Source organism: Flavobacterium sp. FG19, assembly GCF_057809475.1.
Map to the genome: position 1 here is coordinate 51,757 of NZ_JBMDKA010000032.1, position 19,701 is coordinate 71,457.

Annotated in this window: 20 protein-coding genes; 15 read left to right on the plus strand and 5 right to left on the minus strand. The window is 32.5% G+C overall.

Annotated elements, in window-relative coordinates; translation table 11 throughout:
* Positions 1 to 5: 5 nt before the first annotated feature.
* From ACODST_RS23865 to ACODST_RS23905, 9 genes are all read left to right on the plus strand, one after another.
* Entirely contained in the window at positions 6 to 1,502 is a 1,497-nt protein-coding gene (locus tag ACODST_RS23865; RefSeq protein WP_488934600.1) for a GH3 auxin-responsive promoter family protein, read from the plus strand.
* A gap of 102 nt (positions 1,503 to 1,604) precedes the next feature.
* Positions 1,605 to 1,853 (plus strand): type II toxin-antitoxin system ParD family antitoxin, encoded by a 249-nt coding sequence (locus ACODST_RS23870; RefSeq protein ID WP_488934601.1) that lies wholly within the window; start codon positions 1,605 to 1,607, stop codon positions 1,851 to 1,853.
* Positions 1,850 to 2,146, plus strand: coding sequence for a type II toxin-antitoxin system RelE/ParE family toxin (locus ACODST_RS23875; protein WP_488934602.1), 297 nt, complete (start codon positions 1,850 to 1,852; stop codon positions 2,144 to 2,146). The genes ACODST_RS23870 and ACODST_RS23875 overlap by 4 nt, the downstream gene beginning before the upstream one ends.
* A 66-nt stretch (positions 2,147 to 2,212) precedes the next feature.
* Positions 2,213 to 3,892 (plus strand): DUF6909 family protein, encoded by a 1,680-nt coding sequence (locus tag ACODST_RS23880; protein ID WP_488934603.1) that lies wholly within the window; start codon positions 2,213 to 2,215, stop codon positions 3,890 to 3,892.
* Between the two features lie 9 nt (positions 3,893 to 3,901).
* Positions 3,902 to 4,888: a hypothetical protein gene (locus ACODST_RS23885; RefSeq protein WP_488934604.1), complete on the plus strand. Its 987-nt coding sequence runs from the start codon at positions 3,902 to 3,904 to the stop codon at positions 4,886 to 4,888.
* Between the two features lie 10 nt (positions 4,889 to 4,898).
* On the plus strand, positions 4,899 to 6,200 hold the full coding sequence (locus ACODST_RS23890; protein ID WP_488934605.1) for an MATE family efflux transporter: 1,302 nt from the start codon (positions 4,899 to 4,901) through the stop codon (positions 6,198 to 6,200).
* Between the two features lies 1 nt (position 6,201).
* Entirely contained in the window at positions 6,202 to 7,230 is a 1,029-nt protein-coding gene (locus ACODST_RS23895; protein WP_488934606.1) for a glycosyltransferase family 2 protein, read from the plus strand.
* A gap of 12 nt (positions 7,231 to 7,242) precedes the next feature.
* Positions 7,243 to 8,307, plus strand: coding sequence for a hypothetical protein (locus tag ACODST_RS23900; RefSeq protein ID WP_488934607.1), 1,065 nt, complete (start codon positions 7,243 to 7,245; stop codon positions 8,305 to 8,307).
* A gap of 376 nt (positions 8,308 to 8,683) precedes the next feature.
* Positions 8,684 to 9,583 (plus strand): O-antigen ligase family protein, encoded by a 900-nt coding sequence (locus ACODST_RS23905; protein WP_488934608.1) that lies wholly within the window; start codon positions 8,684 to 8,686, stop codon positions 9,581 to 9,583.
* Here ACODST_RS23905 and ACODST_RS23910 read toward each other — a convergent pair.
* Positions 9,552 to 10,628, minus strand: coding sequence for a glycosyltransferase (locus ACODST_RS23910; RefSeq protein WP_488934609.1), 1,077 nt, complete (start codon positions 10,626 to 10,628; stop codon positions 9,552 to 9,554). The two genes, ACODST_RS23905 and ACODST_RS23910, sit on opposite strands and share 32 nt — an antisense overlap.
* A 161-nt stretch (positions 10,629 to 10,789) precedes the next feature.
* Between ACODST_RS23910 and ACODST_RS23915 the strand changes: the two genes are divergently transcribed.
* Entirely contained in the window at positions 10,790 to 11,773 is a 984-nt protein-coding gene (locus tag ACODST_RS23915) for a UDP-glucuronic acid decarboxylase family protein (protein ID WP_488934610.1), read from the plus strand.
* A 36-nt stretch (positions 11,774 to 11,809) separates the two neighbouring features.
* Positions 11,810 to 12,577: a glycosyltransferase family 2 protein gene (locus ACODST_RS23920; RefSeq protein WP_488934611.1), complete on the plus strand. Its 768-nt coding sequence runs from the start codon at positions 11,810 to 11,812 to the stop codon at positions 12,575 to 12,577.
* Positions 12,578 to 12,617: 40 nt separating this feature from the next.
* Here ACODST_RS23920 and ACODST_RS23925 read toward each other — a convergent pair whose 3' ends face one another.
* Both ACODST_RS23925 and ACODST_RS23930 read right to left on the minus strand, forming a co-directional pair.
* Entirely contained in the window at positions 12,618 to 13,148 is a 531-nt protein-coding gene (locus tag ACODST_RS23925; RefSeq protein ID WP_488934612.1) for an ORF6N domain-containing protein, read from the minus strand.
* 41 nt (positions 13,149 to 13,189) lie between these two features.
* The gene (locus ACODST_RS23930; RefSeq protein ID WP_488934613.1) at positions 13,190 to 14,500 is read right to left on the minus strand and encodes a phenylacetate--CoA ligase family protein; all 1,311 of its coding nucleotides are present in this window, start codon (positions 14,498 to 14,500) and stop codon (positions 13,190 to 13,192) included.
* Between the two features lie 135 nt (positions 14,501 to 14,635).
* On the opposite strand from ACODST_RS23930, the gene purD reads away from it, so the two are divergent.
* Positions 14,636 to 15,910: a phosphoribosylamine--glycine ligase gene (gene purD / locus ACODST_RS23935; protein ID WP_488934614.1), complete on the plus strand. Its 1,275-nt coding sequence runs from the start codon at positions 14,636 to 14,638 to the stop codon at positions 15,908 to 15,910.
* On the opposite strand, the gene ACODST_RS23940 is transcribed toward purD, so the two are convergent.
* The gene (locus ACODST_RS23940; RefSeq protein WP_057121847.1) at positions 15,902 to 16,132 is read right to left on the minus strand and encodes a DUF6341 family protein; all 231 of its coding nucleotides are present in this window, start codon (positions 16,130 to 16,132) and stop codon (positions 15,902 to 15,904) included. The genes purD and ACODST_RS23940 overlap by 9 nt on opposite strands.
* Before the next feature lie 137 nt (positions 16,133 to 16,269).
* Between ACODST_RS23940 and ACODST_RS23945 the strand changes: the two genes are divergently transcribed.
* Positions 16,270 to 17,199 (plus strand): DUF6427 family protein, encoded by a 930-nt coding sequence (locus ACODST_RS23945; RefSeq protein ID WP_488934615.1) that lies wholly within the window; start codon positions 16,270 to 16,272, stop codon positions 17,197 to 17,199.
* Here the strand turns inward: ACODST_RS23945 and upp are convergent.
* Positions 17,194 to 17,847 (minus strand): uracil phosphoribosyltransferase, encoded by a 654-nt coding sequence (gene upp / locus ACODST_RS23950; RefSeq protein ID WP_488934616.1) that lies wholly within the window; start codon positions 17,845 to 17,847, stop codon positions 17,194 to 17,196. The two genes, ACODST_RS23945 and upp, sit on opposite strands and share 6 nt — an antisense overlap.
* Positions 17,848 to 17,956: 109 nt before the next feature.
* On the opposite strand from upp, the gene ACODST_RS23955 reads away from it, so the two are divergent.
* Positions 17,957 to 18,562, plus strand: a complete 606-nt coding sequence (locus tag ACODST_RS23955) for a DUF4254 domain-containing protein (protein WP_488934617.1) — start codon at positions 17,957 to 17,959, stop codon at positions 18,560 to 18,562.
* A 40-nt stretch (positions 18,563 to 18,602) separates the two neighbouring features.
* Positions 18,603 to 19,622 (plus strand): glycosyltransferase family 9 protein, encoded by a 1,020-nt coding sequence (locus ACODST_RS23960; protein WP_488934618.1) that lies wholly within the window; start codon positions 18,603 to 18,605, stop codon positions 19,620 to 19,622.
* Positions 19,623 to 19,701 lie beyond the last annotated feature (79 nt).

A 19,701-nucleotide genomic window follows, 5' to 3' on the forward strand; every position in this document is an offset into this window, starting at 1 on the left:
TAAAAATGTCGATTAAGTCTGTTGCGGCAAAACTATTTGCCCGTAAAATATATAAGCAAACCCTTTCCTGGTCTGAAAAACCGGTTGAAACACAATTAAAGGTTTTTAAAAATCTGATTCAAAATGCCAGAGAAACACAATTTGGAAAAGAGCACTTTTTCGAGAAGATAAAAACATTTGAAGATTTTCAAAAGAATGTGCCGATTCGGGATTATGAAGATCTGAAAAGTTATATTGAAAAAGTAAAAACAGGAGAAGCAGATATTCTCTGGAAAGGAAAACCCATTTATTTTGCCAAAACATCGGGAACTACTTCCGGAGCCAAATATATTCCGCTTACCAAAGAATCAATGCCATTTCACATTACTGCGGCACGTAACGCTATTCTGCACTATATTCATGAAACCGGAAAGGCTGATTTTGTGGATGGCAAAATGATTTTTTTACAGGGAAGCCCTATTCTGACGGAAAAACACGGGATTAAATTTGGAAGGCTTTCGGGAATTGTGGCGCATTTTGTTCCAAAATACCTGCAGAAAAACAGAATGCCTTCGTGGGAAACCAATTGTATTGAGGACTGGGACACAAAAGTAAATGCAATTGTTGACGAAACCATAAAGGAAAATATGGCTGTAATTTCGGGAATTCCGTCCTGGGTACAGATGTATTTTGAACGTTTACAGGAAAAAAGCGGTGGGAAAAAGATCAGCGAGATATTTAAAAACTTCAATTTGTTTATTTACGGAGGGGTTAATTATGAACCATATCGCGCCAGGTTTGAGCAAATGATGGGAAAGAAAGTGGACAGTATTGAATTGTTTCCGGCTTCTGAAGGTTTTTTTGCCTATCAGGATTCGCAAAAAGAAAAGGGAATGCTTTTACTGCTGAATTCCGGGATTTTCTATGAATTCATTAAAGCGGATGAATTTTTTACCGATCCCGACGGCTCGGGACCAAAACGATACACTATTGGCGAAGTTGAGCTGGGTGTTAACTATGCTTTGATTGTTTCTACTAATGCCGGGCTTTGGGGCTATAATATTGGCGATACTGTTCAGTTTACTTCTCTGGCGCCTTATCGTGTTATAGTTTCAGGACGAATTAAACATTATATTTCGGCTTTTGGAGAGCATGTGATTGCGAACGAAGTGGAGAATGCGATGAAAGAAGCAACAGCAGGAACTGGTATTGTAATAAATGAATTTACCGTGGCACCTCAAATAACACCAGCCAGTGGATTACCGTATCATGAATGGCTGATAGAATTTGAAAAAGAACCGGAAAATATGGATGTTTTTGCTGAAGCAATTGATGACTCGATGCGAAAACAAAACATTTATTACGATGATTTAATTACCGGAAATGTTTTAAGAAAAGTGGTTGTAACCAAAGTGTCGAAAAACGGATTTAAGGAGTATATGAAATCACAGGGAAAACTGGGCGGACAGAATAAGATTCCGAGATTGTCAAATAACAGGGATATTGCGGATAATTTAAGGTAAAAAGCAACAGTCTAAAATCTTGATATTAAATAAATTTTAAATTAAAAAGGCAATTTTGAAAGCATACCAATTATTGGTATATTTGATAAAAATTTAAAGATTATGGCAAAGAATACATCAATATTATTAGGAGATTATTTTGATAATTTTATTAATTCGCAAGTAAAAACAGGTCGATTTGCATCTGCAAGCGAAGTCATTCGAGCCGCATTGAGAATGTTTGAACAAGAACAAACTAAAAGTGAAGAGTTAATAAAAGAATTAACAAAAGGAGAAAAATCTGGATTTGTAAAAGATTTTGATGGTGAATCTTTTATAAAAAACCTTCACGAAAAACATATTAAAAAATGAATTATAAGATTAGTATAGAAGCATCTTATGATTTAGAAAAAATTTGGCTTTATACTTTTGATACCTGGTCTGTAGAACAAGCAGACAGATACTTAAAGTTGATATTGGATGAAATAGAATATTTATGTTTAAAACCTAATTCAGGAAAAGATTTCAGCCATATCAGAAAAGGTTATTTTAGAACCAAAGTAAAGTCCCATTTAATATTTTATAAAATAAACATCAAACAAAACGAAATAGAAATTATTAGAGTTTTGCACCAAATGATGGACATTGAAAATCACCTTAAATGATAGATTATAAAAGAATTATATTTTGATAAAAATTTTCTTTAAAGAAGATTTTAAAATAAAAAATACATGAAAGAAACCAAACATATATCAAGATCGAGAGCGCAGGAATCATCTGCAGCGATAGAAAAAATGTACATTACCATGCGCCATTTATTCAACCGTGGTTTTTATAAACCAATGGGAGTTTCCGGCGACAGCTTACGCGAATCATTACTAGCATTACGCCCGGAAATCTATGGAAATATTGCCGAGGAAAAAGTAGAATTAAACGGACTTTTGTACGTTATAGAACGTCTGCCAATTGGAATTGAGCAATGCCGTTTTATCAATTTAACTTCAGACGAAGGATATTCTAAATCACATTTTCAGGCAATTGTTCCTCCAAAAAGAAGAAGAAACTGCTACCGAATTGACGAAGAACAAATGAACGTTGAAATCACTCGCGGTCGTTCGGATATTTATGATATTCTGACTCATTTGACTTTTATTTTCATTGAATCTCATAAAATTAAAAACAGGGTTTTAATTGATGACGGAGGAGAGGTTTCGCGCGACTGGCAGAAACTGGAGCAGGCGGTTATGCAGACCAAAAAACTTCCCTTGACTGAAAAGGAAAAAGCGATTTCGCATGCAGCCAATATTCTGGGCAGAACCTTTGAAGAGGTGTTGGATATTTACGATGCTTTTGGTTCTGAAAATGCCCCGGATCGTTTTCTGCACGTGATTTATTGGTTAGGGAAATTAGCTATCGAAGAAATTGTAGAAAACAATAAACGTACGATTACTTTTAGTCCGGTTTTACGTGAGCGTTTAGGACATCATATTCACGGAGAAATCTGGGCAACAAATATTAAGGAAGTTTTAAAAACAAATAACCTGCTGAAAAGACCGATTCATGTAATAAGTGCCAATATGCACAGTGTAATGAATTCTATTTTTGCAACTCCTTTATTAACTTCAAAATACAAAGGAAAAAGCGATTTCTTTATTTACGAAGAGTTAAGTAATTCAGGTTCCAAAGAAATCAGAAGTCAGGTAGAAGAGCTGGCTCTGAAAAGCGGAATGATTTCGCTTCCGGATTGTTCAGGAACCAATATCGATGTTCAGATTTTTGATACTGCTAAAATTGACTGGTCGAAAACTGCATTTTCACATGCGAATGTGGGCGAAGAAAAACCGGTTATCATCGTCATGGATTATGCTTTTGGAGAACAGGCTTATGAAACCATCGATGAACTTTTGAAACCTTATAAAAAAGAAACGTTGCTGAATGTAAAATCGGTTTCGATTATGGGTAAGGCCGGAATTCTGGAAGGTGGAAAAGGAGATATTATGATTCCGTCAGCACACATTAACGAAGGGACGGCGGATAATTATTTCTTTGAAAATGAGCTTACAGGTGCTATGTTTGAAGGAAATGACATAGATATTTATGAAGGTGCCATGGTTACTGTTTTAGGAACATCGCTACAAAACAGGGATTTATTGAAATTTTTCCACGAATCGACCTGGGGCGTAATTGGTCTTGAAATGGAAGGATCTTATTACCAGAAAGCCATCCAGTCGGCATCAAAAATCCGGAAAAGTGTACCGCAGGATATCAAAGTGAGGTATGCTTATTATGCTTCAGATAATCCTCTGGAAACCGGAAGTACATTAGCATCAGGCGGATTAGGAACAACAGGTGTAAAGCCGACTTACCTGATTACGATTAAAATTTTGGAACAGATCTTTAATATCAAATAAGCGCTAAAAATGAGTACACCAGTACCAAATAATAATACACAGCAGGAGATTGATATTTTTCAGCTTTCAAAAACTATAGGCAGTTTTTTTGACAGAATAAATGCAGCCCTTTTTCGATCGATCCGGTTTTTTATCAGAAACTGGATAATCGTACTGATCTTAGTCATTTTGGGGTTTGGATTAGGATGGTTTTTGGATTCCAGTAAGAAATCTTTTCAAAATCAGGTTATTGTAACGCCTAATTTTGGCAGTGTTGATTATTTATATTCTAAAATAGAGCTGATTGAATCTAAAATTATTTCCGGAGATACCGTTTTCCTGAAACAGGTAGTGGGAATCCCAAACCCAAAACTGATTAAGAAAATTGAAATCAAACCAGTTGTCGATGTTTACAAGTTTATCGAAGACAAAGAGCAGAATTTTGAACTGATAAAATTAATGGCTGAGGTAGGAGAGGTAAAAAAGGTTTTAGAAGATAATGTAACCAGCAAGAATTATACTTTTCATACTATTTCTTTTGTAACCAATAAAATAACTTCAGAAAAAGACATTGCTGAGCCACTGTTGAAATATTTAAACAGTTCGGAATATTTTAATGCACTTCAAAAAATAGGCTATAAAAATCTGGAACAGCAGATTGTTCAAAATGATACTATTATTTCTCAGATTGATCAGGTTTTAAATGGTTTTTCGGGTTCGGTAAAAAACGGGGCTAAAAATGATAAGCTAGTGTATTACAATGAGAATACGCAGTTAAACGATATTATTAAAACAAAACAGTATTTAATTATTGATCAGGGAAAAAACAAACTAAAACTGGTTAATTACGATAAAGCCGTAAAAGACATTAATGCTACTCTTAATATCAATAACACAAAAATTACAAATGGAAATTTTAAGTTATTTTTTCCCGTATTTTTCCTTTTTCTGTTTGTTTTGATTCATCTGTTCCAAAAGTTTTATCGTAAACAGCTTTTGAAATCTCAGGTTAAATAATATTGATTTGATGGTTAATAAAATTATTCAGAGAATCTCAAAAAATTCTTTTTTAAAACAAAGTTTCAGTACCTTGTTTTTAAGGATATTTGGAGTTTTGATGTTGTTTGGTTTCACCGTTTTTTTAACCAAAAATTATAGCCCGAAAATTGTAGGCCAATATGATTTCGTACGTTCCTTTTTATTAGCCGCCGGGAGTATCTGCCTTTTAGGTTTTGACCAGTCGATACTTTATTTTAAAGGACGTTTGGCAAGTCAGAACGCACAGGGACAGTTAAAAAAAATCTATCTTAAAATGGCAGGCATGCTTTTTTTAACTTCGGTTTTGGTATTGATTATTATACTATGTATTGATAAAGATAGAATAAATCATTATTTTCAGGATGATGAGGTATATACGATTCTTTTAAAAGGTACTGCAGTATTGTTTTTTCATAGTTTATCACTTTTGAACATTGAAGTTTTCAGAGCCTTGGACAGATTATATACGGCCGAATTGTTTCGGAATATTATCAAATATATTCCATTGATAATAGGTTCTGTTGTTTTATTTTACTGGCATAAAGAAACATATCTGGTTGATATTTTTGTGATTGGTTTTGTTTTTTTAGCGTTGTTTTCTTCGATTTTTGTTTTCTTTTATTTTAGAAAAAATGTTAAAGTCTTATCCAAAGAGATTTTTAACACCGGAGAGATTTTTAAAAAATCATTTCCTATAGCAATCAGTGGAATGGCTCTGTTTTTATTGATGTGTTTTGACATCATGTTTCTAAAGAAATACCGAAACGATGAAACCGTTGCTTTTTATTCGGTTGGAGTTAAAATAATGACGATAGTTTCAGTAATTATTCTCACGGTAAACATTACCGTTTCAGCCAAAATTGCAGAACTTTTTTCCAGTCAGAATGTACAGGAATTAAAGAAAACATTAAGGAATAGTTCCCGTCTTATTTTCTGTATTACATTTCCTGTGATTGTTTTAATAAGTGTTTTTTCAGACCATGTACTGTCTTTTTTCGGGCCTCAATATACAGCAGCCCGGGAAGCTTTTCTAATTTTAATTATCGGACAGGGAATTTGTTCCTTGTTTGGTTCAGCTCCGGTTTATTTGAATATGACAGGCAGGCAGCATATTTTTCAAATTATTTTAATTACGGCGGTATTACTTAATTTTGTTTTAAATAGGTTTTTAATTCCTGTTTACGGAATGAATGGTGCTGCAGCGGCCTATTTTTTAAGTTCTTTTTTCTGGAATTTTACTTCAGCAATAATTATTTACAAAAAAGATAAAATAAGCATTTTTCTACATTAAGATGAAAGAATTAAGTACATCGTCCGAATTCGTTTTTTTTAGTATTATTGTTCCTGTTTACAATGTTGAAGATTATTTAGAACAATGTCTCGATAGTATTTGTGAGCAGAGTTATACTAATTTTGAACTTATTTTGGTAAATGACGGCTCTACGGATTCATCTCTGGGAATATGTAAAAAATATCAGCAGAAACATCAGCAGGTTTTATTGATTAATAAGGAAAATGGCGGATTATCTGATGCACGAAATACAGGATTAAAAGCAGCAAAAGGAGATTATATTATTTTTTCTGATAGTGATGATTATTGGGATGGAAGTAACACATTATTGAATCTTAATAATCTAATTAAAGAATCAAATCCTGATTTGATTCTTCATGAAGAAAGCCGTTTTTTTTCTGATAAAGATGTAAACTGTAAATACAATCAGAGATTTTTAAAAAACACGAAAGGAAGTTTTGAAGAAGAAGCATTAAATCTTGTTTATTATGATTTATACGCAGCATCTGCCTGGGATAAAGTGATTAGGAGAACGATTTTGACAGATAATGAATTGTTTTTTACAATAGGAAGAAAATCGGAAGACATTGAATGGACAGGAAAATTAATGTATTTTATAAAGACTTTCAATATTTATTCTAAGTCATTTTATATATATCGCCAAGCCAGAAAAGGTTCTATTACAACAACCGTTACCGAAAAAAACATAAGTGATGTTTATATAATGGTAAAAAATGGTTTAATGAAAAAAATGACAAATTCTAAAAAATTAAATCAGGCGATAGAAAATTTTTGGGCTTGCAGCTATGTTGTAATTTTAAAAGATTTTTACGTTTTATCTGCACAAATGCAAAAACAAGTATGGAACGATTTAATTTTTTGGAAATATTTGCTTAAAAGAGGCCGAAATATAAAAGTGGACAAGGTTATGAATTTTTACAAATTTCTTCCTTTTAAAGCTTTAATATTCTTTTTAAATATATACAGAATAAAAACATTATTATCTAAAAAATACAGGGCGTCACGATAATCCCATTTTATTATGCAAACTTTAATCAAAAAAAGTACAGCTGCATTTTTGCTTATTGCAATAGCTAATTTAGTTGTTGCTTTGTTGGCTTTTTTTGTTTTGCCTCCTAAATTTTTTTATGATTCAGCTATTATAATATATGATAAGTACAGTGAAATAGGGTACTTAGGAAGTTATCCGTTAACAATTTTATTTTATAAAATTACGGGTTTACGTTATTTACCGTTTCCATTAATTGCATTAATACAATTTCCTGTCCTGATTTATATTTTATATAAAATTGGAATTCCGGAAACTTTTGAAAAAATAAACATCAGGAATTTGTTAGTGTATTTAGCGATTTTTATGATGGCGATTTTTATATCTATGCCATCAAAAGAATTTATTACCTTTTTGTGCGTAACACCTATTGTTTTATTGTGCAGAAATAAAAGGTATTCTTTAAAAAAAACAATATTTTTATCAATTCTTTTCTTTACCATTTTTGGAGCATTGTATCGTCCTTATTTTGCTTTGATTTCAATTATCAGCGGTGGAATGTATCTGGTAAGTTTTATAAGTTTTAAAAACAAAACGATAACCACAATTTTTTACGGATTATTAATTGCTTTTTTTCTGTCTCTGAGTTACGGTATAGTAAAAGGAAAGTATTTTTCAGAAATGAGCCGTGAAGTGGTTAATAAAGAACGTATAGGTTCTGCAGATGCTAATTCCATGATTACTTCACCTATTAGACCAGATACCTGGTATGGTGAAATGACAGCTGTTTTTTATGGTTTTTTTGCAGTAAATATTCCATTAAACGGATTAAAACATTTATTTACTCCACAGATCATAGTATTTATAATTTGGCAGCTTTTATTATTTTATATTTTATTAGTACGGTTTTCTAAATGTTTAAAAGACAAGGTAAAATATCAGTATGAACTTTTTGTTTTATTTATATTGTTTTCCTTTTTTATTCTTCAGGGTGTTTTTGAACCTGATTTAGGATCGGCAATTAGACATAAAACAGGTATTTTTCCACTAATTTATTTTGCATTATACTATGAACATTTCAGAGAAAAAATTCAATAAAATATTTCATGTTTTTTTGTGTTTAATTGCATCAGCAATGATTTTCAGAAAACCGTGCTCCCTATTAATCATTTTATTTGCGGTATTTAATTTATTTTTTTTTAGAAAATTAAAGTTCTCGAAAACATCCTGGATTTTAATTTGCTGTATCGCATCTCCGGTTTTATTAGAACTGTTTATGTTTTGGAATAATGAATCCTTTTCAAAAGGATTAAAGGCCATTGAAAAAAGTACCTCATTGGTTATTTTTCCGTTATTTATCATAGGTAATTTTCAACGTATAAAATTTTTAGAACTTGTTCAGACATATATTATTATAACAATTTTAGTATTGCTTTTTTTCTTTTTGCGATTTAATTTTTTATACCCTGATTTAATGAATAAGTACTTAAACGGAATTCATTTATGGGAAATGGGGTATCAGTTTGCTAGTAGTGTGGGGATTCATGCTCCGGCATTAAACATGCATTTGGCTTTCGTATCTGTAAGCGCCTTTTATTTTATTTTTTACAGTTTTCATGAAGGTGAAAGTTTGGGTATAAAGATTATCTGGATCATTACATTCCTTCTTTCATTTTTCTTTGTTCTTTTTATCAATACCAGACTCGCATTAGTCAATATTCTGATCGGATTGGTAATTATATTATTCTTCGAAGTGAAATCAAGGATTAATGTAAAAAAACTTGTAATAATGAGCCTGACTATTATGATTGTATTGTCAGGTATATTATTTCTCTTTGTTAAGAAGGATCCTTATATGAAAGAAAAATATTCAACGGTAAGTTTTGCTTATATGGATAAAGTGGGGAAACTGGACGAGATTGACCATCCGGAAATTAAAGTTTTTAATTCACTGGTAACAAGGGTTTCGATCTGGAAATCGGCCTGGGAATTGTCACTCAAAAATCTGCCTTTTGGAGTAGGGGCTTCAGATGGAAAACCGGAATTAAATAAGTATTATAAAGAAACCAATCAGAAGTTTTTGGCTAAATATGAATTTCCGACACACAATCAGTTTCTGGATTTTTTATTAAAATTCGGAATACTTGGACCAATCGTCGCAGCGATCTATATGTTTACAATAGGTTTTCTGGGCTATAATCTCAAAAACGGGATAATACTTTCTTTTTTTGTAATTTTCTTCACTTCAAATCTGGTAGACGACTTTTTACTGCGTTTTGACGGAATTGCCTTTAGCGGATTTTGGTTTTCAGTTTTTGGAAGTTACTGGCTGCAGAGAAAAATCAGTTTTTGTACAGATTTAATAACTGCTTAAAATTTTTGTTTTTGTGAAACGAATTTTGACAATGAGCTAATGCGTTTTCTCCAAAGACAGATCGGGTTTCAGGATCTTTCAGTTTCTCAAAGTAATCTTTTAATTCACTAATATCATCATACAAAAAGCCTGTTTTACCGTGTAATACAATATCTTTATTACCAATTACTTTACTGGCAATGACGGGTTTTTGTAAAGCCATTGCTTCCAAAATGGCAATTGGCAGGCCTTCCCACAACGAAGTCTGCAGATAAACATCAATATTGTTTAATTCTTTTAAAACTAATTTAGGATCAAAGATCCAGCCTGTAATTTTTATGTTTGGAGCCGTAATTAAAGCATTTAATTCGCCATCGCCGACCCAGATAAAATTAAAATCAGGAAATTCTAAGGCTATTTTATTGAAAACTTCAGGATTTTTTTGACATGTAATCCTGCCCGAAATCCCTATGGTAAGTTTTTCATTTTTATTTTCTGAGGCAGATTCTCTGACATTTTCAACATCAATTCCGTTTCGGACTAATGCTGATTTTCCTATTTTTTTGGCGATTTCAAATTCTGTGTCACCACAGGCTATTGTAATTCCGCCAAATAAAGTTTGAAAGCTCTGTTCAATGATTTTATATAGTTTTTGGACTGGTTTTGAAATATCGGTCCTTAAAAAAGAATAACCATGCGGGGTATAATAAAGCTTCTTTTTTTTGAATAAGAAAAAAGAAGCGATACGACCCAGAACTCCCGCTTTGGAAGAATGAAGGTGTATAACGTCCGGATTTATTTTCCGGAGCTGTTTTGTTAATTGTATAACTGATTTTAAATCCTGTAAAGGAGAAAAATCCCTAACCATATTAATTTCAATCAGTTTTACGCCGGCTGAAAATTCTGATTTTATTTTATGGGGATCAATTTCTTTACGATTACCACTGTAAATGATAGTGGTTTCTGTTTTTTTATTTATTTCATCATTTCCAAAGAAAGTCGATAAATCTCTAAAATAAGTATAAACGCCTCCGCCAAGAGCTTCAATAATATGTACAACTTTCAAAACCGTGGATTTAATTCGTCGTAAAAATAGATAAATTCATACTAATTGTAATCTGTAATCATAAAAGTTCTTTTATTTTATAGTTTTAAATCTAATTTAAAAGGCAGATATTTGTGCCAAATTTTTTGATTTTTAAAATCAAATTACAATTAAAATTTACCATGAAAAGAATACTCATAACCGGCGCAGCAGGATTTTTAGGTTCACATTTGTGTGACCGATTTATAAAGGAAGGATATTTTGTTATAGGAATGGATAATCTGATTACCGGAGATCTTAAAAATATTGAGCATTTATTCAAACTGGAAAACTTCGAGTTTTACCATCATGACATAACGAAATTTGTACATATTCCAGGTGATTTAGATTATATTCTACATTTTGCTTCACCGGCTAGTCCGATAGATTATCTGAAAATTCCAATTCAGACTTTAAAAGTGGGTTCACTTGGAACTCATAATTTATTAGGTCTGGCGAGAGTTAAAAAAGCCAGAATTTTAATTGCTTCAACTTCGGAAGTATATGGAGATCCTCTGGTTCATCCGCAGACAGAAGAATATTATGGAAATGTAAATACAATAGGGCCAAGAGGTGTATATGACGAAGCCAAACGTTTTCAGGAATCTATAACGATGGCTTATCACACATTTCACGGTGTAGAAACGAGAATTGTACGTATTTTTAATACCTATGGACCAAGAATGCGATTAAACGACGGTCGTGTGATTCCTGCTTTTATTGGTCAGGCTTTACGTGGAGAAGATTTAACGATTTTTGGTGACGGAATGCAGACCCGTTCTTTTTGTTTTGTAGATGATCAGGTAGAAGGCATTTACAGATTACTTCATTCAGATTATATATATCCGGTAAACATTGGAAATCCGGACGAAATTACAATTAAGGATTTTGCAGAAGAAATTATAAAACTAACAGGAACGAATCAAAAAGTAGTTTACCATCCCTTACCGGTAAACGATCCTATGCAGCGTCAGCCGGATACTACAAAAGCCAAAGAATTGCTGGGCTGGGAAGCAAAAGTAAGCCGTGCGGAAGGAATGAAAATTACGTATGAGTATTTTAAATCATTATCTCCTGAAGAACTGGCAAAAGAAGAACACAAAGATTTTTCGAATTATATAAAATAATAAAATACCTAATTCTGAAAAATAATAATATCTCTAATGAGCGATTTAGTATCTATTTTAACACCAACCTATAATACTGAAAAGTTCATTAGAGCAACAATAGAATCTGTTCAAAATCAGACGTATCACAACTGGGAAATGATTCTGGTTGATGATGGTTCTACAGATAACACAGCTATTATAATTGAGCAATTTGTTGAAAAAGACAACCGCATAAAGCTTTGTAAATTACCGGAAAATCGTGGAAATGGTTTTGCCAGAAACGTGGCTTTGGAAAAAGCAGCAGGAAAATACATTGCCTATTTAGACGCTGATGATTTATGGTTTCCTGATAAATTAGAAAAGCAAATTCAGTTTTTAAAAGCAAATAATTTATACTTCACTTTTAGTTTTTATGATTCTATTGATGAAGATGGAAATAATTTAAACAGAAAAGTTGAATCACCAAATCCGTTGACTTATAAGCAATTGTTTTTTTGCAACTATGTAGGTAATTTGACTGCCATTTATGACGCTGATTATTTTGGAAAAATTATCATGGAAACGTCTCAAAAAAGACAAGACTGGAGAATATGGCTTACTATTTTAAAACAAATTAAAATTGCAAAACCAGTTACGGAATCTTTAGCTTTTTACAGAATTAGAAAAAATTCTGTTTCTTCTTCAAAATTTAAATTGATAAAACACAATTTCGGCGTTTACAGAGAATTCCACGGATATAATTTTGTGTTTGCGGCCTTACTGATGATGCGGTTTTTGTTTACGCAATTGGTTGTAAAACCAAAATACATAAAGAAAGTTTAAAACATTTTTTAAGGTCACAATTCGCTCTCTTAAGGGGAATCTATTTTTTATAGCCAATCTTCACCCTTTCAGTCTCATTTTCTTTCTTTTCAGTCAACTCATCTAAATAAGAAAAAACCAGTTCAATATTTTTATCGTGATTTTCTAATTTCTTTTGAATTTTTAGGATATCAATTTTCATCTCTGTTGTGTCCAAAAGCAATTGTCTCACTTTCGTGAAAATCCTCATAATTTGAATATTGGTCTGAATGGCTTTGTCGCTTTTTAAAATACTTGAAAGCATAAGTATGCCATGTTCAGTAAAGGCATAAGGGAGGTATTTTAAGTTTGAACCTCGTCCATTCTTCAAGGTCACAATTTGTGACCTTGAAGAATCAGACTCTATTTTAGTAAGTTCAAACATGAAATCTTCAGGAAATCTAGATAGATTTCTTTTAACAGATTGTTTAAGTACTTTAGTTTCTATTCCATAAAGTAATGCCAAATCTCGATCCAGCATCACTTTTTGGCCGCGGATAAAATATATTTTGTTAGAAATTATTTCTTCTGAAGGTAAAGATTGATCGTTCATAAGTTTTTAATTAAAAAAACAAATGTAAGATTTTATTTATATTACAAATAAGATTTAAACTGTTTTAATTTGCCCCGATTGGTTCTTTCTAAAACTGTTTTTCGGGTAAAAGTGAAGTTTAAATCAGGCTCCAGATATAAATTGACAGCCTCTTTTATTTTTTGAATTTGTTCTGAAATTAATTCTTTTTCAGCAGTATATTCAATTTCAAAAGTATCAGTTTTAGTTTGTTTGATGATGAATTCTTTTACGTTTCCATCGTCTTCAATGATACTTTTGGTTATGTAATAGAACGTTAATCCCGGAGACTTTTTGCCGCTTGGTAAAACAGCTACATCATTAGTTCTTCCAATTAGTTTTTTCAGAATTGGTTTTTGAAGAGTGCTTTTTTCATCGAGAATTCCAATATCACCAATTTCATATCGTATAAAAGGATTTGCTTTGTTGAATAGTGAAGTAATCACAATTTTGCCCTCTGTTCCATGTGGAACAGGATTATTATTTTCGTCTAAAATCTCTACAAAAATAGTTTCAGCATTTACCTGCCATTCTCCCTTCGGATTTTCAAAGGCAATCAAATCCAGTTCGGATGCTCCATATTCACTTATGATCGGAACTCCGAATTGTTTTTCTAAGAGTTTTTTATCGGTTTCAAAAAGCATTTCAGAAGTAACAAAACAAGCTTTTAAAGAGGGACATATTTTATTTAATATGATATTTTTTTGTTCTAAATATTTAGCGAATAATACAATAGAGCTGGTGTAGCCGTTTATATAATCGAATTTTTTAGTTTTGAATTTCCTGAGAAATTTTTCTAAAATCTGATTAGATAAATCGAAAACCGGAAAACGAAAACGATGTGTCAGGAAATCCTTGAAACGCTCTTTTTGATATCCAATAAAATCCATAGGAATTCCGTAAAAACGAGCCTGATACGAATGATTAAAATCAATCCCAAACCAGCCAAATCGCATAATGTTAGATGCCCATGTCAGAGCATGCGAGTATTTATCTTTGGCAAAAACAAAAGGAGTTCCGCTTGATCCGGAAGTTTTGTTGAGGTAAACACTTTTTTTGGAATAGCCTTTTGAAAGCCTTTCTTCAAGGGTTTTTTGAAGATTTTGTTTGTTTAAAATAGGAAGGTTATTCCAATTTTCAACATCAGAATTCCCAACTAATTCCTTGTAAAAGGAATTGTTTTTAAGATGAAAATCAACAATTTCTTTCTTTTTGTTTTCAAGAAACGAAGCGTATTCTTCTTCAGAAAAATGAACAATTTTATCCAGTTCGGTTTTAGCTTTCTTTATCGGAAAACCATTTAATTGAAGAGAAAGATCAAATAGGTGAATCATTTTTCAGAATAATTTTCGTCAAAAATAACGTTTAGGAATTACTAAGAGTATAGAACCAACAACTTTTTAAAGATTTAATTATTTTTTACGTTCAAAAGCAAGTATTTTTGCACCACAACTAAATACAACAACACCATGACAATTTTATTATTGGGATCAGGCGGAAGAGAGCATGCATTTGCATGGAAAATGACACAGAGTCCGCTTTGTGAAAAACTTTTTGTAGTACCCGGAAACGCAGGGACTGCTGCAATTGCTGAAAACGTTGCAATCTCTGCGACAGATTTTGAAGCTGTAAAAACCTTAGTTCTTAAAGAAAATATAAGTTTAGTAGTTGTAGGACCTGAAGATCCATTGGTAAAAGGTATTTACGATTATTTTAAAAACGACGAAAGTTTAAAACATATTCCGGTAATTGGTCCATCTAAAATGGGTGCTCAATTAGAAGGAAGTAAAGAATTCGCAAAAGAATTCCTGATGAAACATAATATCCCAACTGCGGCTTATGACAGTTTTACTGCTGAAACAGTTGAAGAAGGATGTAAATTCTTAGAAACTTTACAGCCACCATACGTTTTAAAAGCAGACGGATTAGCGGCTGGAAAAGGAGTTTTGATTATTCAGGATCTTGAAGAAGCAAAAACTGAATTACGCAATATGTTGATTCACGCAAAATTTGGAACAGCAAGCGCAAAAGTAGTTATTGAAGAATTCCTTGACGGAATCGAATTAAGCTGTTTCGTTTTAACTGACGGAAAAAGCTATAAAATTCTTCCAACGGCAAAAGATTACAAACGAATTGGTGAAGGAGACACAGGATTAAATACAGGTGGAATGGGAGCAGTTTCTCCAGTTCCTTATGTAGATGCAGTTTTGATGGAAAAAATTGAAACGCGTATCGTAAAACCAACAATTGAAGGTTTTCAAAAAGACGGAATCGAATATAAAGGTTTTGTATTTATTGGTTTGATCAATGTAAAAGGGGAACCAATCGTTATTGAATATAACGTAAGAATGGGAGATCCAGAAACTGAAGTTGTGGTTCCGAGATTAAAATCAGATTTAGTAGAATTGTTTTTATCTGTTGCAGATCAGAAATTAGGAGATTTCAATCTGGAAGTTGATCCAAGAAGTGCTACAACTGTAATGGTCGTTTCTGGTGGATATCCTGAAGATTTTGAAAAAGGAAAAGTTATTTCAGGTTTAGAAAATATCGAAGATTCGATAGTTTTTCATGCAGGTACAAAATTAGACGGTAAAAATGTCGTTACTAATGGAGGACGTGTAATTGCTGTAACCTCTTATGGAGATGATTTTCAACAGGCCATAAAAAAATCTTACCAAAACATAGATAAACTAAGCTTTGATAAGATGTATTTTAGAAAGGATATCGGCTTCGACTTACTTTAAGAAAGAGTGAGCCGTTGTATCTTGGTTTTCAGTTCCTGCAGCATCAAAAATACGTAATTGTTTAATCCAATATACGATTGCTGCAGAACAGATAATCATAAAAATCCAGTTGATAGTGTTTGCACCAAACCATGTAACTAATTCCAAACGACGTAAAAAGTCAAGAGGAGCAAACAAAATGTTAACGAATAAGTATTGTATTCCTTCAAAAAAAGCTTTCATAATTTTTATTAAATTATAGATTATTATTGTTTTAACACATTGAAGTAAAATTCAGAACGAAGAATCTTTCTTCAACTTGTTGGTTTCCTTTTTAAACAAGTATTATATTTACAGTCACAAAAGTATAAAATATCCTTATGATAACAAGTGTTTTTAAAAAATCTACACCATTAAATTATTCCCTGGTTGTAATTTTGATACTGGTTTTCTTCTTTATGTTTCAAATCCGAGAAACATCCTGGATAAATTCTTATTTTACGATATTTCAAAAAGTAAGTCTGCTGTGTTTTATTTTTGCTTCTTTTTTCATGGTAAATTTTATCGTAAAAAAGAACGGGCTTAGTAAAGACAACGGTTATACGATATTTTTCTATTTACTTTTTTTATTGTTCTTTCCAACAATATTCAATAATTCGAATGTAGTGTATGCCAATTTTTTTCTGTTACTGGCACTCCGAAGACTCATTTCGCTGCAGTCATTGAAAGCTTCCAAAGAAAAAATATTTGATGCTTCATTCTGGATTTTTGTAGCTTCTTTATTTCAATTTTGGAGTATTCTTTTTTTAATTCTTGTTTTTATATCCATCATTTTTCACGTTTCCAGAGATTACAGAAACTGGGTCTTACCATTTATAGCGCTTTTGGCTGTCGGGATAATCTTTTTGATGGTATCTTTAATTTTCCATATCGATGCGGTTGAATTTTTTCAAAAACGTGCTGTAATTGATTTTAGAATAGATTATTTTAAAAATAATTACGAAAACGGAGCACTTTCGATATATGCGGCGATTATTGTATTTTTTCTTTTTTCAATGCTGACGACTTTGTCAAACAGGCCTCAGATTGTACATACATCGTATAAAAAAGTTATAGCCTGTTTTTTTATAGCCGTATTGGTTTATTTGGTTTCTCCGGATAAAAGCAATGATCTTCTGTTGTTCAGTATTGCACCGCTATCTATAATGGCAGCAAGTCATGTTGAATATATGCAGCAAAAATTAAACAACGAAATTGTATTTTATGTATTGATTTTGTGCAGCATCTTTACTTTTTTCTCACAGTTATAATTTACTGCCGTAAGCAAGATCGCCGGCATCGCCAAGACCCGGAACAATATAATTTTTTTCATTAAGTTTTTCGTCTAAAGAAGCCACCCATAAATGACAATTATCGGGCAGGTTTTTTTCCAGATGTGAAATTCCTTCAGGAGCAGCAATAACAACTACAATATGAAATTCTGAGGGAGCAGCATTTTCAATCAGTTTTTTATGAACGGCCACAATCGATTGACCTGTAGCCAGCATAGGATCAAGCAGCAGAACCGTTTTATTGTTCAGGTTTGAAATAGCCTGATACTCTACTAAAATTTCAAAGGCATCGCCGCCATCCGGATGATGTCTGCAGGCCGAAACAAAACTGTTTTCGGCATGGTCGAAATAATTTAAAAATCCGTTATGGAGTGGCAGACCTGCTCTTAGAATAGGGCATAAAACCAGATCTGTTTCAATTTCGGTCGTTTTTTTAATCCCGAGAGGCGTCTGAATTTCAATATTTTTATAAGGCAGTGCCTTACTTAATTCATACGCCATAATTTCACCAATGCGCTCTATATTTCTTCTAAAACGCATACTGTCATGCTGTACATTCACATTTCTGATCTGTCCCAGAAAATGATTTAAAACACTATTGTTTTCAGAGATATAATGAATTTTCATGATGAATTTTTAATTTATTTACGAATAAAATGATGAAACGAAAAATAATTTCTTTTCTTCGCAGCATAAAAGTATAAAAAGTATCTTTGTATATCTAAAAAATAAAGACATGTTTTCAAAATTAGCATATTCGGTTTTCGAACAAAGCATTAAAGATTATCATCAGTTTGATAATGTTGACCAGCCTATCAGTAATCCATATCCAAAAGATAAATTTGAGCATTTATTATATCTAAAAAACTGGATTGATACTGTTCAATGGCATTTTGAAGATATTATCCGTGATCCGCAGATTGATCCTGTGGCGGCTCTTACCTTAAAAAGAAGAATTGACGCTTCAAATCAGGAACGTACGGATATGGTAGAATATATTGACAGTTACTTTTTGCAGAAATACAGTGATGTAAAAGCAAAAGACGGAGCAAAAATCAATTCTGAAAGCCCTGCCTGGGCATTCGACAGATTGTCTATTCTGGCGTTGAAAATTTATCACATGAACGAGGAAGCCACTCGTGCCGAAGCCACTCAGGAACACAGAGATAAATGCCAGGAAAAATTAAACGTTCTTTTAGAACAGAGAACCGATTTATCTACTGCAATTGAAGAATTACTGACCGATATTGAAAACGGAGATAAATTCATGAAAGTGTACAAACAAATGAAAATGTACAACGATGATGAACTGAACCCGGTTTTATATCAAAATAAAAAATAATTTGGACAACTTGTCTGCCAAAATTAAACACATAGCCGTCATGAGACTATCCGCAATGGGAGATGTCGCCATGACGGTTCCTGTTTTACGTGCTTTTGTAAAACAATATCCGGAGGTAAAATTAACCGTTATCTCACGTCCGTTTTTTAAACCTTTTTTTGAGGGAATTCCAAATTTGGAGTTTTTTGCTTTTGATGAAAAGGAAAGACACAAAGGTTTTCCGGGGCTTTTAAGATTATTTTCAGATGTTAAGAAACTGAAAATAGATGCTTTTGCAGATCTTCATAATGTTTTGCGATCTAAGGTTGTGAGTTTACTTTTCGCTTTAAGCGGAAAAAAAAGAGCAACAGTTGATAAAGGACGTGAAGGAAAAAAAGAACTGACAAGAGCTGAAAATAAGATTTTCAAACAATTGCCAACCATGTTCGAAAGACATGCGAAAGTGTTTTCAGAACTTGGTTTTCCGCTGGATTTATCCTCCCGAAGTCTCGGGACAGTATTTCCTGAAAAGGCAGTTTTAAGTTATGATATTCTAGAAATTATTGGAAATCAAAATCAAAAATTAATTGGAATTGCACCTTTTGCTCAATACGATTCTAAAGTGTATCCTTTAGATTTAATGCAGGAAGTGATTGCAAAACTGGCTGAAAATCCAACGTACAAAATTTTACTTTTTGGTGGTGGAAAGAAAGAAATCGAAATTTTAGATTCACTTGCAGAGCCTTTTGAAAATGCAATCAATATGGCTGGGAAAATCAAATTTCAGCAGGAATTACAATTAATAAGCAATCTGGATGTCATGCTTTCAATGGATTCCGGAAATGCTCATATTGCCGCAATGCTGGGAGTAAAAGTAGTTACGCTTTGGGGTGCTACTCATCCGTATGCTGGATTTTTGCCTTTCAACCAAAGTTTAGAAAACGCTTTAACTTCTGATCGAAATCAATATCCAAAACTGCCGACTTCTGTTTATGGAAACAAAATTGTTGAAGGTTATGAGGATGCTATGAGAACAATTTTACCACAGGAAGTTATTGACAAAATCGCAGGGCTGCTTTAATAAAAGATAAAAAAGTATGTAAGCTAAGCTTCGGAGATTCTGTGTTGATTTACAAGTTAAAATTGAAATTTTAATTATT